The organism is Dictyoglomus sp. DH (assembly GCF_055181375.1).
This window is the reverse complement of the sequence record NZ_CM143706.1, coordinates 555,124-568,365: the sequence shown is the minus strand read 5'-3', so window position 1 is coordinate 568,365 and position 13,242 is coordinate 555,124. Positions and strand designations below refer to the sequence as shown.

The following is a 13,242-nucleotide window of genomic DNA, read 5'->3' as shown; positions in this document are numbered from 1 at the left end:
TAAGGCAATAGCTTTCCTTTGTATGTTTTAAAAATCAGTATTGACAATATAATTATATAAATGTTAGAATTCCTAAAATTAATTTTTGAAAATTACTTAGGGAGGTGCATAATTTATGTCCTTTTCTAAACCTAATTTCTCAGAAGCCACTTTGACCCGCCTTCGTCTAAAAGATTATTCTCCATTTAGTGGAATGTGTGTAACCTGTTTGGATGGATGTCCTGGCTATTGTGAAATAGCAAAATCAGCTGTAAGAGGAAGAGAATATATTTATCCAAAACCCTATGGAAAAGTAACATCAGCTTCTGAAAAAGACTATCCAATAGACTTTTCCCACTTCAATATCAATGGTACTTGTGTCGGAGCTCAAGGAGTAGAACCAGATCCTGATAAAGCAACTTTTCCTGCAGTAGACATAGAAACAAAAATAGGTAACATTAAATTAAGAGGTCCATGGTTTACTACAGGTCTCGGATCTACCTTCATCGCAAGAGATAACTGGGAAGGCGTCGCTATTGGATCTGCCCTCTTCGGTACAATGGTAGGTGTCGGTGAAAATGTATGTGGTGTAGATCCAGATGCTGAATTCAAGAATGGAAAAGTTGTAAGATCTCCTGAAATGGAAAGAAGAATTAAATTATTTAAAGAATGGCAAAAAGATGGTTATGGTGGAGTTATAGTTCAAGAAAATGTAGAAGATTCAAGACTTGGTACATTGGAATATGTGATTGAAAGTTTAGGAATTGAATTTGTAGAGATAAAATGGGGACAAGGAGCAAAAGATATAGGAGGAGAAATAAAACTCTCTGACATTAAGAGAGCAAAACAGTTAAAAGATAGAGGATATATTGTTTTCCCTGATCCAGATGATCCTGTAATTCAAGAGTTATTTGCAAAGGGTGGAATTAAGGAGTTTGAAAGACATTCAAGACTTGGTATGGCATCAGTAGAGGGGTTTGTAAAAAGAGCAGATGAACTCAGAAAAAGAGGAGCCAAATATATATCATTAAAGACAGGAGCTTATAGACCAAAAGATCTTGCCCTTGCTTTGAGAGCAGCATCTGAAGGTAAGGCAGATTTACTAATTGTAGATGGCGCTGGCGGTGGAACTGGAATGAGCCCATGGAGAATGATGAATGAATGGGGTATTCCTACTGTCTACTTGGAAGCTTTAACCTACAAATATGCAAAGATGTTAGCAGAAAAAGGAAAACATGTACCTGCAATAGCAATAGCTGGTGGATTTACCTTAGAAGATCACATCTTTAAAGGTCTTGCATTAGGAGCTCCATATGTAAAGCTTGTGGCTATGGGAAGAGCTACCCTTACTGCAGCTATGGTAGGAAAAACCCTTGGAAACTTAATTAAGAGTGGAAACATACCAAAAGATTATGCAGAGTATGGTAATGATGTAGAAGAAATCTTTGTAGCAGTTGCAGAAATGAAAAAACTCTTTGGAGAAGATTGGAAAAAGATTCCACCAGCAGCCCTTGCAGTTTATGGATATTTTGATAGATTAGCTGTCGGCTTAAAACAATTTATGGCAGGAGCAAGAAAATTTAAGCTTGAATTTATCTCAAGAGATGATATCGTAGCTCTTACAAAAGAAGCTGCGGAAGTTACAGGTATAACCTATGTAATGGATCTTGATCACGATGAAAGTATGAAAATCTTATTCGATTAAGAAATTAAGAGGGGTAGGGATCTATTTTCACGCCCTACCCCCTTTTATTTAACTTTTTTAGCTTCTTTTTTTCTTCTTTTTTCCTCATACATAAGTTCGTCAGCTTTCATAATAAGATCTTCTAAAGAAACAGGATTCTTAGGATCATAGGTCACAATTCCTATACTTATAGATATCTTATAGGGTCTATCTTGCTTGCTATTGAATTCTTCTATCTTTTCTAAAAGCCTTTTAATAACTATTTCTTTATGATTTTCTTCCCCTATAATACCCATAATTACAAATTCATCTCCACCAAACCTTGCTATAAGGTCATTCTGTCTAAGGGTTTCTCTCAAAATATTAGCTAAATCAATAAGGGCTTGATCTCCCATCTGATGTCCATATTTATCATTTATTTCTTTCATGTGATCAAGATCAATAAACATAACAATTATCTTTTTATTTAGTCTATTGGCTATAGAGAAGGTATGCTCTGCCAGAGTCATAAATCCACGTCGGTTGTATAGGCCCGTTAGAGCATCGGTTATAGAGAGTAACTTTAATTCTTCTTCTAACTTCTTCCTATAAGTTATATCAAGAATTGATAGGAGTATTGATTTTTTACCTTTATAAAAAACATTAACCATAGAGATCTCTAAATATGCTATTTCGTTATTTATTTTTCTTATTCTAATTTCATCTATTATATATTCAAAAGTATTTCCTAATATCTGATTATACCTTTCCAAAAATCTATTTTTGTCTTCTTCATAAACATATTTTGTAAAATCATTTAGAGTTTCAAGTCTTGGTGGGTAACCAAGGATCTCAACAAACCTTGAATTAGTGTATATGAATTTATTATCTTGTAACAAAGAAACCCCAGTAAGTGATTGTTCAGCTAAGACTCTATACCTGGTCTCAGATTCCCTTAATGATTCCAATAGCTCAATATTCTCAAAGATTATAGCAGATTGCATAGTAAGTGTTTCTAAATTGAGAATATCATCCTGTTTAAAAGAATTCCTTTCAAGAGACTCTAAAACTAATATACCTAATATATTCTCCTTACCTAATATAGGAATAGCTAAAACAGTATTTGCTACTGGATTAACACATTTTATATCTGTTTCCTCAGTATAAGGTATATAAATAGTTCTTCTTTCACTAACAACTCTTTTTAAAATACAAGAAAGACTTTCTAAGTCTTTTGAATAATCTAATACACTTTTTGTAGATCTTTTCAGAAGAAAATTACCATCTTTTATCAAAAAAAGATAAACAAAGGGAGCATTACTTATTTTTATAGCTCCTTCAAAAAGTTTATCTAATAATTCTTCCCTATTTAATGTAAAAATAGATTTTTGAATATCATTTAAGATCTTTAAACTTCTTATTTGCTTTTTGTAATTTTCTTCCCTTTTTACCCTATCTGTTACATCTTCAATTATCGCTATTATGCCTTTTTCTACATTTCCCTCTAAAAGAGGAAACATCTGTACAGTTTGTTGCATATATTTATATTCTTCATCCTTTATTTCAATAGGTATAAGGTATTTATGAAATCTTTGAGAAAGAATAACAGAGTTTCCCTGTAAAACTTGTTGGAAATAATTTTCAAATCTTTTAATCTGGGGAACTACCTCAAAAATATTCTGGCCAATGATATTTTCTTTTTTTATTCCTGTATTTACTTCAAGCCACTTATTCCAAAATATAACTTTAAAATTGGTATCTGTAATGAAGATACCCCATATACTGTATTCTTCAAGCCATGTAGTGAGACTACTAAGAAAAAGTTCCTTCATATTTATCCAATCTTTTCAAGGCTTTCCAAAAGTCTTTCTAAGGAAGAGACTCCCAAGATTATTACCAAATATCCCTTTATACTACTATCTCTCACCTTAAACTGAGTTATAGCTATTAAAGCATATTTTAACTCCTCTTGAGATATTACAAGAGTGTCAAGCATCACATTGAGAGATTCCAAATGGATTTTAGGAACAGAAAAGGTAATATGAAGCTGCAATAAGTTTCCAAACATTCCAAGACATGCATTAAGTAGAATATTTCCTACCTCCATTAATACTTCTTTTAAAGATGGGGTCAAATAATCAACTTCCAAATCTTCTCCAGATAATAGATTCGTAAGTTTTACAGCACCCTGATAGTCTAGAAGAAGAAGTGCATCTCCTGCTACAGGTCCTGAGAATATCTGGTGCACTGTAGTCACATCGCCATTAATCTCTTTCATGAGCCCACCCTGCAATTCACCAATAGGAACTATATCTACCTTAGGTGGTTCCAATAAAACTCTGTCTCCTGTAATCTCTGATAAGGAGGCTGCAGCTCTTGAGAAAGCAATATTAATAAGCTCGGAAAGAGCATCTTTTTGATTCTCATTTAAGATCATATCTTATCCTCCCGAAATTTTCTTAAGAATGTTTAAAACCTCTTCCTCAACAACTGGCTTATTTAAAAAAGCAGTAGCCCCTTTTTGCGTGGCAAGCTCTTTCGTTTGTCTTTGTATATCAGCTGAAACTATTATAACCTTCGCAGAGTTATCTATCTCCTTAATTTTTTCAAGAACCTCAAACCCATTTAATCCCTCCATAGTAAGATCCAAAAATACCACATCAGGTTTCTCAAGATAAAATTTTTCCAACCCCTCTATACCACTTCCTGCCTCAATTATTTCATGATTTTCCTTTTCTAATACTCTTTTCAAAATCCTTCTTGCAAGACTTGAATCATCAATAAGAAGAATTTTCATTATTGCTTCCCCCCATAACAAAATTTATTATCTCTTCCGCCATATTATAAAGAGGAATACTTTTATCACTTAATCCTCTCTCTTCGACAGCTCTTGGCATGCCGTAAATTATACATGTTTCCTCAGATTCGGTAAATACAATTCCCCCCTTTGATTTTATTACTTCTACCCCTAAGAGTCCATCATTTCCCATACCTGTCATTATAATACCAAGAGCTCTACTACCAAATATTTCCCCTGCAGATTTAAACAAAACATCTGCTGAAGGTCTATGAAGAGTATCTAAAGGTTTTAAATCCAGTCTCACAAAAACCTTATCATCCCTTTTTTCAAAGAGCATATGTTTACCTGCAGGTGCAATATACACCTTTCCTCCCTGTAAGATATCACCATCTTCTGCTTCTTTTACCTCTAATTCAGATATTTCATTTAATTTTTCTGCAAAAATTTCTGTATATCCTATTGGCATATGAATAACAATAGCTATTGGAACTGGAAAATCCTTTGGAAATTTTGGTATTAAATACCTCAAAGCCTGTGGGCCTCCGGTAGAGATTCCGATAACCACAACATCTACTCTGGTCTTTTTAATTTCCTTTTTAATCTCTAATTTAGGTGTGGGTGAGCTGATAACTTTTTTGACTTTTTCAAGAGATATCATACTTGCATTCTTCACTTTTTCTATAAGCTCATTGGATATCTCGTAGATCTTTTCAGAGGCTAATGCAGTGGGTTTCTGTATAATATCTACTGCACCCAAATTAAGAGCCTCAATAGCTAAATCTCCTGTCTCACTTGCTATACTTACTATTACAACAGGAAGAGGTCTTCTTTTCATTTGTTCCTTTAAGAAGCCAATACCGTCAAGTCCTGGCATAATAAGGTCCAAGGTTACTACATCAGGTTTTAATTCTTCCACCTTTTCAAGAGCTTCTTCTCCATCCTTAGCAGTCCCTACTACCTCAATGAAAGGACTTTTAGAGAGAATATTAGCTAATACTTTTCTTACAAAAGCAGAATCATCTACAACCAGTACTCGGATTATTCTATCTGGATTATTTTTTGACATATACAAAAGCACCTCCAATAATTTGTAAATCAAAGGAATGGGAAAATCTAAGCAAGGACTCTGATAATCCAATAAAGAGATAACCAGGATTTTCCATATTCTCTTCAAATATCCTTATAACTTTCCGTATTATGTCATCAGAAAAATATATAAAAACATTTTTACAAAAAATAATCTTTGACTTCGATAAATCCACTATCTCTTGCTCACTTACCAAATTTGCTTTTTTCCATATAACCTTTTTATGTATATCTGGTATTATTTTATACCCATTTTCTACTTTTATAAAATATTTATCAATTAAATCATTTGGAAAATTTCTAAAAGACCTTTCTTTATAAATTCCTTTTTTAGCCTTTTCTAAAGCAGAATTACTTATATCGCTTGCAAATATTTCTATTCGCATCTTATCAAACCAACCCTTTTCATTTAAAACAATAGCTATAGACAATGGTTCCTCTCCCGTAGCACATGCACTACTCCATATCCTCACATATCTTTCTCCTTTTTCATAAAGGTCAGGAATAATATGTTCAGATAAAGCTTTTAAATGCTCATATTCTCTGAAGAAATAGGTTTCTTGCACAGAAAGAGCATCAGCTATTTTATCCCATTCCTCTTTTCCCTCAGGGTCATATTTTAAGAAATAGTAATAATCAACGAAGTTAGTAAAATTCCTTTCTAAAGCAAGGGGAGTAAGTTTATCTGCTAAAATATCTTTCTTCGAATCATCGTAATATATTCCAATTTTATCTTTGATTAAATCTCTGAGAAGAGAAAAAGAATTTCCTGGAAAATCTAAAGTCTCTTGATAGAAAATCATATTTCCCTACCTTCTAATATATTTTTTACAATTTGTATAATTTCAGAATCCTTCTCTTCTAACAAGAAGTCCTTAAGGATTTTATATTCTTCTATTGAACCCAAATTGTGTAAAGAAAATATAGCTTGAATTTTTACATCCCTATCATCGTCTTTTAAAAATTGAGCAATATATTTTGTAACCCCTTTCCTTTTTCTCTCTAAAGCAAGAATCAAAGCTTTCTTTTCTATTTTTGTTATATTGTTACATGCTTTCAATAAATTTGGGATTTCTTCTAAAGGTATTTGAGAAAGAGTATCAATAGCCATATCTCGCTTATCAGTATATAAACTGAGAGACAATATAGCCCTATAACTTTCTAAGATACCCATTTGTAAAAAGGCCAAAAGAGCTTCTTTTATTATATCCTTATCATTTTCTGTTATAGTGCACCAAAGTATATTTTGTATCACTATAGGATTTTTCTTATTTTTTAACGCTCTTATTGCTTCTTTTTTTAAATCTTTATCTCTGGAGTTAAGAAATTTCAAAAGCAAAGGTATGGTCTCAGGATGATCTATGTTACCAAGAGCAGATATGGAATTTAATATTAAGTCTTTGTTATCAGAGTCTAAAAATTTTTGGATTAAAGGAATCGCTCTTTTATTTCCCATCTTTCCTAAGGATTCAATAATAACAGCCTTTACTAGCTCCGACTCCTCTCTGCGTAATAAATCTTCAAGCAAATCAATGATATAAGGAGGATTATGGAAAACTAAGGATTTTACTGCATAATACCTTACCCAAGGAGAGGAATCTCTTAATGCTATCTCTATTAATGGTAATGCTTTTTCTTTTTCTATATATATTAAAGATCTTGCTATCACTTCCCTTATTTTTCTTTTCTCTTTTTCTAAACCACTTTTAAGAATCTCAAAAATTCTTTCATCATCAAAAAATACTATATTCTCATATACTGCTTTCCTTATCCCTTCATTATCATCCTCTAAAAGTTTTATTAAGTCGTCTTTACACTCTTCATATCCAAAATATCCTATTATCTTTATAGCAGATTCCTTTTCATAACAATTATTACTTACTAAGAGTTCTTTTACCCTTTCTCTCATTTCAGGATGCCCCAAAGAATTCAAGGCAGATATTATTGACTGTCTTATATAGGGATTAGGATGTCCCAATTTCTTAATTAATGGTTCAAAAGCTGTTTTATCTCCTATTTTTGCCAACGCTCCCGCACAAACAATTGTGAGCTTCTCATCCTCTAATTGCTCTAATATATATGGTACCGCTTTTCTACTCCCTATCCTTCCTAAGGATATAATAGCCAAGGTCTTTACCTCTATATCTTCATCCTTTAACCTTTCTATAAGCAAATCCTCTATTTCTTTTCCATACTTAATAAGCACCTCAATAGTTTCATTTCTCACGTTTGGATTTCCAATAAACTCTATCAAATATCTTTCCACAGTAGGATCCTTAAGGTAAGCAAGAATAGGTACGATGTTTTTTAGAGTTTCCTCTCTAAGCTTAAAAATAGAATCTAAAACATTTTTTAACCCTTGGGGCTTTAAATTGTTCTTTATCTCTTTAGCAATATATTCACCCTCTTTGTATATGTTCTCATATCTTCTATATATTTTTCCTAAGGCATCTAAAATATCTTCTACATATTCAGGAGATTGATTTAAATGATTTACAAGTATTTTTACTGAATTTTCATCTCCTAATTCTCCTAAAATCTCTATTACATGAGGTTTAAAGAGTTCATCTTCAAAATAGTGATATATTTTCTCAATTATAGCTGGATCATTTATTTCTTTTAAGGCATTTAAAACCGCTACTCCTAAATAATAGTCTTTACTTTCAAGAAATTTCAAAAGATAAGGTACTGCTTTTTGTGACTTCTTACTACCCAATCCTTCTATAGCTGAAAACACCACATTAGAATTATTATCTGAAAGGGCAGATATCAAAAGATCTTCTGCTTCTTTAAAATTAATATTTGAGAGTATTTGAACCGTATAGAGTCTTAAATCTGGATCTTCATCCTTCAACATTTGAGATAGGGCATATAAAATATCTATATCAGTAGTGGAGGATAGAATTTGAATCACACTATTCAATACACTCAAATTTTGGTGTTCTTCTTTCATTTTCTTTAAAAGTTCATAAGCAAATTTTCCACTTTTTTTCTTTATCTCTTCCACCGCAATCTTTCTTACTTTCCAACTTTCATCATTAATAGCTTCTACTATTCCTTCATCTTCCATTTGACTTAACTTCTTTAAAGCCAAAATTCTCTCCTTTTCATCAGAGCTTTTAAGTTTTTCTTTCAAATACATTTCTTCTTCTAAAATCTGAGTAACATCTTCAATAGTTATTATCAAACCTACAACCTCTTTCTCTGTCTTTAGCGGGGCAATAGTAGCTCTTTGTCTCATTTTATCAAAATATTTCGAAGAATAGGATAGATCAATAGGTATAAGATACTTATGAAATTTTGTAGATAGAATTCTTATCACATCATTTTGAAGTACTTCTTCAAAGATTTCAGTGATACCTCTATCTATTAAATCAGGATATATCTCAGTGATTAATTTCCCTACTATATCTTCTCTTGGAATTTTTGTTTTCTCTTCTAACCAACTATTCCAGTAAGTAATTATAAGATTTCTATCAGTAGTAAGAATTCCATAATTTTCTTTATCCTCCATTTTCTTTTTCCTCCATACCATCTATACCTTCTTGTATCTTATATAAATTCTTCGATAAAACTTCTAAATTACCAATATTCCTCTTATTAGCTTCTGATATTTCCTTTATTTGTCTTACTATTTTAGTAACATTTTCAAGTATATTTTTATTAGCCATAACCTGCTCACTCATACCTTTCTTCACACTATCAAATTGCTTCCTTACCATATCTATAGCCTTTACAATCTGAGATGATGCAACAGCTTGCTCAGATATAGCCTTACTTATACTATTAATTAATTTACTTAATCTTTCCGTTTCTTTAGCTATTTGGTCACTGGCAATAGACTGTTCTTGCATAGCTCTTGCAGTGTTTAAAGAGGTTTTCCTCATCGAATCCACTGCTTGTACAATCTGGTCAGCCCCTTTTGCCTGTTCCTCTGTAGCCTTTTGTACTAAGCTTGCAAGTCTTGACGTTGTCTGTCCTGATCTTAATATCTCCCTAGCAGTTTTTGATTGTTCCTGCATAGCCTCAGTTATTTGTTTTGTTATTTTTCTAATATTGTTTATATTTTGTACTATAGAATGGGCTGTTTTAGTTTGTTCTGAGGTTGCCTTTGCAATCTCTTCTGATTGTTTAGAGGTAATATTTACAGTATTAACCATATTTTGACCTGCCACCAACTGCTCCTCACTGGCTCTTGCTATCTGAGAAATCATAAGAGTTGTCTCCTCTATTCCAGAAAGAATTCTCCTCAAAGCATTAGCTCCTTCTTCTGAAAGACTTGTGCTTTCTTCTACTACTCTTAGTCCTTCCTTAGAAGCTGAAACAGCATCTTCTGCCACTTCTTGCAAGTTTCTTATAATCTTTCCAATATCAGAAGTAGCTTTTGTCGCTCTTTCTGCCAAATTTCTTATCTCTTCAGCTACCACAGCAAAACCTCTTCCTGCCTCTCCAGCCCTTGCTGCTTCTATGGAAGCATTCAAAGAGAGAAGATTTGTCCTCTCAGCTATAAGATCTATAGTATCTACTATTTCAGTAATTTCACCTACCCTTTTACCCATTTCCTTAATTACTGAAGATATTTGTTCCATCACATTTCTTATCTTATTGATACCCTGAATAGCTTTCTCAATTGTAATTCCACCTTCTTTTGCCTCCCTTTCAAGTCTCTTTGAGGTTTCATCAGCTCTTTTTGTAATATCTACTACCGATCTTATAGACTTATCAAGCTGTATAGCACTTGTGGCATTATTTTGTACTGCTGAAGTTATATCTTCAGCACTTTTTGCCACATTCTCTATAGATCTTGCCATTTCTTCTATAGCAGTTGCTATTTGTTCTACAGATGAAGATAAATTTTCCACTGAAGCTGTTACCTCTTCAATAGAAGCTGCCATTTCATTTATAGAAGACGTTGTTATCTCTGCTGCCTGAGAAAGTTCCTTTGCATTATCAGCCACTTGCTGAATAGAACGAGATATTTCCTCTATAGATGAGGCTGTTTCAGTAACTGCAGAGGCAAGAGTGTCCACATCAGCTGTAACTACTTTTATAGATTGGGACATTTCTGTAATACTTGTAGATATCTCCTGAGAAGATGTTGCCATATCTTGGGACATCTGATTTATACTCTGGATTGAATTAGATAACTCCTCTATACTTGCTGATATCTCTTCAACAGCAGAAGAAAAGTTCTCAAAATTTTCTTTTAATTCCTCAATAGAAGCAGAAATCTCATTAATAGAAGATATAATATTTTCAGTTGCAGTGCTTATATTTTCAGATTCTTGCGATATGATCTCAAAATTTTGAGTTAATTTTTCTAATTTATCTAAATCTAATGCCTCACTTTTTCTCTTTTTCATCACCCATACCTCCTTCTTTTAAGATCTCTTTAAGATTCAATATTAAAATTAATCTATCTCCAAGATTTGCAATTCCTTCCAAAAATCTTTCTGAGATACCAAAAATATTTTCAAAAGATTCTTGAATCTTATCTAATGGTATAGAGATATATTCACGAGCAGAATCTACAATAAGACCTACCTCTCTATCTTCTATTTTAATAACTATCATTCTGGTTTTTATATCATATGGAATTCTCTCTAAGCCCATTCTTGCCCTTAAATTAATTACTGGTATTACTTTTCCCCGAGAGAGGGTAACACCATCAACATAAGGTGGTGCGTTAGGTACAAGAGTAACATTCTCTACCATTTCTATCTGCTGAATATACTTACTTTTTATACCATAAAAGGTCTCACCTATTTTAAAAATCACATAAGAATTTTCTTCATCAATATTGTAAAACACTTTTTTCACTCCTTCCCTTTAGAAGTCCATCTATATTTAAAATCAGTACAACCTTTCCATCTCCAAAGTCTGTACCCCCCATAATAGCAGAATTTTTAAGTATAAAAGGATCAGTAATAGGTCTTATTACTGCTTCTTTTACACTTATTACTTTATCAACCCCTATTCCAATATCTTGACTTTCTTTCGTTACAATAAGAAGATGATATTTTTCTTTAATCTCGGTTGGAAGATTAAAAATCTCAGAAATGAAAAATACAGGAATACTTTTTTCCCTATAAGGAATCATTTTTATCCCTCTAAATCTTATGATATCTTCATTTTTTACTTCTATAATCTCCTTTATATAGGATTGAGGAATAGCATACCTTTCACTCCCTACCTCTACCAATACTGAATCTAAAATAGCAAGAGTTAACGGAAGTTTTAAAACAAATTTTGTACCTTTATCTTTTTCACTACTCAGGTAAAGATTTCCCCCTAATTCTTGTATGGTATTTTTCACTACAGACATACCTACCCCTCTTCCGCTTTCTCTATCTGCCAAATCACGTATGGAAAAATCTGGAGAACATATAATTTCTAACACCTTTTCCTCCGAATTTAATTCATCTCTACTCCTTATCATTCCAAGCTCTAACGCCTTATCCGCTACTCTATCTCTATCTATTCCTTTACCGTCGTCTTCTACCTCAATAATCACATTATCTCCAGAAGTATAAGCTCTTAAATATATATTCCCATAAGGATCTTTACCCTTTTCTAATCTATCTTTCTCTTCCTCAATTCCATGACTTACAGCATTCCTCACCAGATGTAAAAGAGGATCTATTAATCTTTCCACAATATACTTGTCAAGTTCTGTTTCTTTTCCTAATATATGTAGATTTATCTTTTTCTTGCTCTCTCTAATAAGATCTCTTATAACAAACTGCATTCTTTCAAAAGCTTCTCCTATGGGTACTAATCTGACTTTCATAAGACTTTCTCTTAAATTTCTTAAATTCTTATCTAAAAGTCTTATGGTCTCAGAAAGTCTACTTTGCATTATTGGTGAAACTACCGATTCTATTTCTTTAAAATCTTCCTGTAATCTTGACTTTGTAATTACCAATTCACCTACAATCCTCATAAGTTCATCTAACTTAGAAAGATCCACTCTTATAAATGTGGTAGGTGAAAGAGTAATTGGAACAGATTTTACTTTTTCTTCTAATCTTCCTTTTTCTTCTTCAGGATAATATTGAATATTCAACTCTTTAAGAAATTCTAAATTTGATTCATCATCACAAGAGAACAAAAACTCAAAATATATCCTTTTATCCTTATCCACTTGTGGTATGGCTTTAAGTAATTTTGTCCTCTCTTGAAGATTTTTTCTCAAAAATTCTACATTTATACCTTTTTCAGATAGTCCTTGAGAGGGATAAAAAACAATTCTATATACCCTTTCTTCTTTTTTCTTTTCTACCTCTTCCTTAGTTCTCTTAGAAGTCTCATCATGAGTAGTAAGTACCTTTAACTTGGAAAGTGCCTCTTCTATATCAGGAATTTCTTTATTCTCCTTTTTGCACAAAATGACTTCTTCCAATAGCTTTACACCATCTCTAAGTAATAAAAGATCTTCTTCTTTAAAACTCTTTTTTCCAGTCTTCAGCAATTTAAGATAACTTTCCAATTGATGTGATAATTTTTCAGCTTGCAATATACCTACCATGGCAGAAAGACCTTTTATGGTATGAAAACTTCTAAAAAGCTCATTTATTATCTCCTCATTAATTACTTCTTTCTCTAAATAATCTTCTAAAGCAATAAGATTTTTCTTTATTGATAATAGGTGTTCATCACATTCAGCAAAATAATCTTGCAATAAAGAATCTAAAAACTCCTTATCATCTTTCAT

At 32.3% G+C, this 13,242-nt stretch carries 10 protein-coding genes; 1 reads left to right on the top strand and 9 read right to left on the bottom strand.

All coding sequences use genetic code 11. The annotated features are described in order from the left end of the window. Positions 1 to 115 precede the first annotated feature (115 nt). Entirely contained in the window at positions 116 to 1,684 is a 1,569-nt protein-coding gene (locus ACY3JJ_RS02635; RefSeq protein ID WP_463083252.1) for an FMN-binding glutamate synthase family protein, read from the top strand. 44 nt (positions 1,685 to 1,728) lie between these two features. Here ACY3JJ_RS02635 and ACY3JJ_RS02630 read toward each other — a convergent pair whose 3' ends face one another. Genes ACY3JJ_RS02630 through ACY3JJ_RS02590 form a run of 9 tightly spaced genes read right to left on the bottom strand, consistent with a single transcriptional unit; the run spans position 1,729 to position 13,242 of the window. Beyond that, complete coding sequence (locus ACY3JJ_RS02630; RefSeq protein ID WP_463092248.1) at positions 1,729 to 3,474, bottom strand: diguanylate cyclase; 1,746 nt, start codon at positions 3,472 to 3,474, stop codon at positions 1,729 to 1,731. A gap of 2 nt (positions 3,475 to 3,476) precedes the next feature. Further along, positions 3,477 to 4,079: a chemotaxis protein CheC gene (locus tag ACY3JJ_RS02625; protein ID WP_463092247.1), complete on the bottom strand. Its 603-nt coding sequence runs from the start codon at positions 4,077 to 4,079 to the stop codon at positions 3,477 to 3,479. A gap of 3 nt (positions 4,080 to 4,082) precedes the next feature. Next, complete coding sequence (locus tag ACY3JJ_RS02620) at positions 4,083 to 4,439, bottom strand: response regulator (RefSeq protein ID WP_463092246.1); 357 nt, start codon at positions 4,437 to 4,439, stop codon at positions 4,083 to 4,085. After that, complete coding sequence (locus ACY3JJ_RS02615) at positions 4,420 to 5,508, bottom strand: protein-glutamate methylesterase/protein-glutamine glutaminase (protein ID WP_463092245.1); 1,089 nt, start codon at positions 5,506 to 5,508, stop codon at positions 4,420 to 4,422. The genes ACY3JJ_RS02620 and ACY3JJ_RS02615 overlap by 20 nt, the downstream gene beginning before the upstream one ends. Further along, complete coding sequence (locus ACY3JJ_RS02610) at positions 5,495 to 6,331, bottom strand: CheR family methyltransferase (protein ID WP_463092244.1); 837 nt, start codon at positions 6,329 to 6,331, stop codon at positions 5,495 to 5,497. Before ACY3JJ_RS02610 ends, ACY3JJ_RS02615 begins: the two co-directional genes overlap by 14 nt. Then, positions 6,328 to 9,042 (bottom strand): HEAT repeat domain-containing protein, encoded by a 2,715-nt coding sequence (locus tag ACY3JJ_RS02605; protein WP_463092243.1) that lies wholly within the window; start codon positions 9,040 to 9,042, stop codon positions 6,328 to 6,330. Before ACY3JJ_RS02605 ends, ACY3JJ_RS02610 begins: the two co-directional genes overlap by 4 nt. After that, positions 9,032 to 10,891, bottom strand: a complete 1,860-nt coding sequence (locus tag ACY3JJ_RS02600) for a methyl-accepting chemotaxis protein (protein WP_463092242.1) — start codon at positions 10,889 to 10,891, stop codon at positions 9,032 to 9,034. The genes ACY3JJ_RS02605 and ACY3JJ_RS02600 overlap by 11 nt, the downstream gene beginning before the upstream one ends. Then, entirely contained in the window at positions 10,872 to 11,339 is a 468-nt protein-coding gene (locus tag ACY3JJ_RS02595; RefSeq protein WP_463092241.1) for a chemotaxis protein CheW, read from the bottom strand. Before ACY3JJ_RS02595 ends, ACY3JJ_RS02600 begins: the two co-directional genes overlap by 20 nt. Continuing rightward, the gene (locus ACY3JJ_RS02590) at positions 11,323 to 13,242 is read right to left on the bottom strand and encodes a chemotaxis protein CheA (protein ID WP_463092240.1); all 1,920 of its coding nucleotides are present in this window, start codon (positions 13,240 to 13,242) and stop codon (positions 11,323 to 11,325) included. The genes ACY3JJ_RS02595 and ACY3JJ_RS02590 overlap by 17 nt, the downstream gene beginning before the upstream one ends.

Coding starts and splice junctions, on each gene's coding strand:
- ACY3JJ_RS02635 (WP_463083252.1), top strand. CDS start 116: ATGTCCTTTTCTAAACCTAATTTCTCAGAAGCCACTTTGACCCGCCTT.
- ACY3JJ_RS02630 (WP_463092248.1), bottom strand. CDS start 3,474: ATGAAGGAACTTTTTCTTAGTAGTCTCACTACATGGCTTGAAGAATAC.
- ACY3JJ_RS02625 (WP_463092247.1), bottom strand. CDS start 4,079: ATGATCTTAAATGAGAATCAAAAAGATGCTCTTTCCGAGCTTATTAAT.
- ACY3JJ_RS02620 (WP_463092246.1), bottom strand. CDS start 4,439: ATGAAAATTCTTCTTATTGATGATTCAAGTCTTGCAAGAAGGATTTTG.
- ACY3JJ_RS02615 (WP_463092245.1), bottom strand. CDS start 5,508: ATGTCAAAAAATAATCCAGATAGAATAATCCGAGTACTGGTTGTAGAT.
- ACY3JJ_RS02610 (WP_463092244.1), bottom strand. CDS start 6,331: ATGATTTTCTATCAAGAGACTTTAGATTTTCCAGGAAATTCTTTTTCT.
- ACY3JJ_RS02605 (WP_463092243.1), bottom strand. CDS start 9,042: ATGGAGGATAAAGAAAATTATGGAATTCTTACTACTGATAGAAATCTT.
- ACY3JJ_RS02600 (WP_463092242.1), bottom strand. CDS start 10,891: ATGAAAAAGAGAAAAAGTGAGGCATTAGATTTAGATAAATTAGAAAAA.
- ACY3JJ_RS02590 (WP_463092240.1), bottom strand. CDS start 13,242: ATGAAAGATGATAAGGAGTTTTTAGATTCTTTATTGCAAGATTATTTT.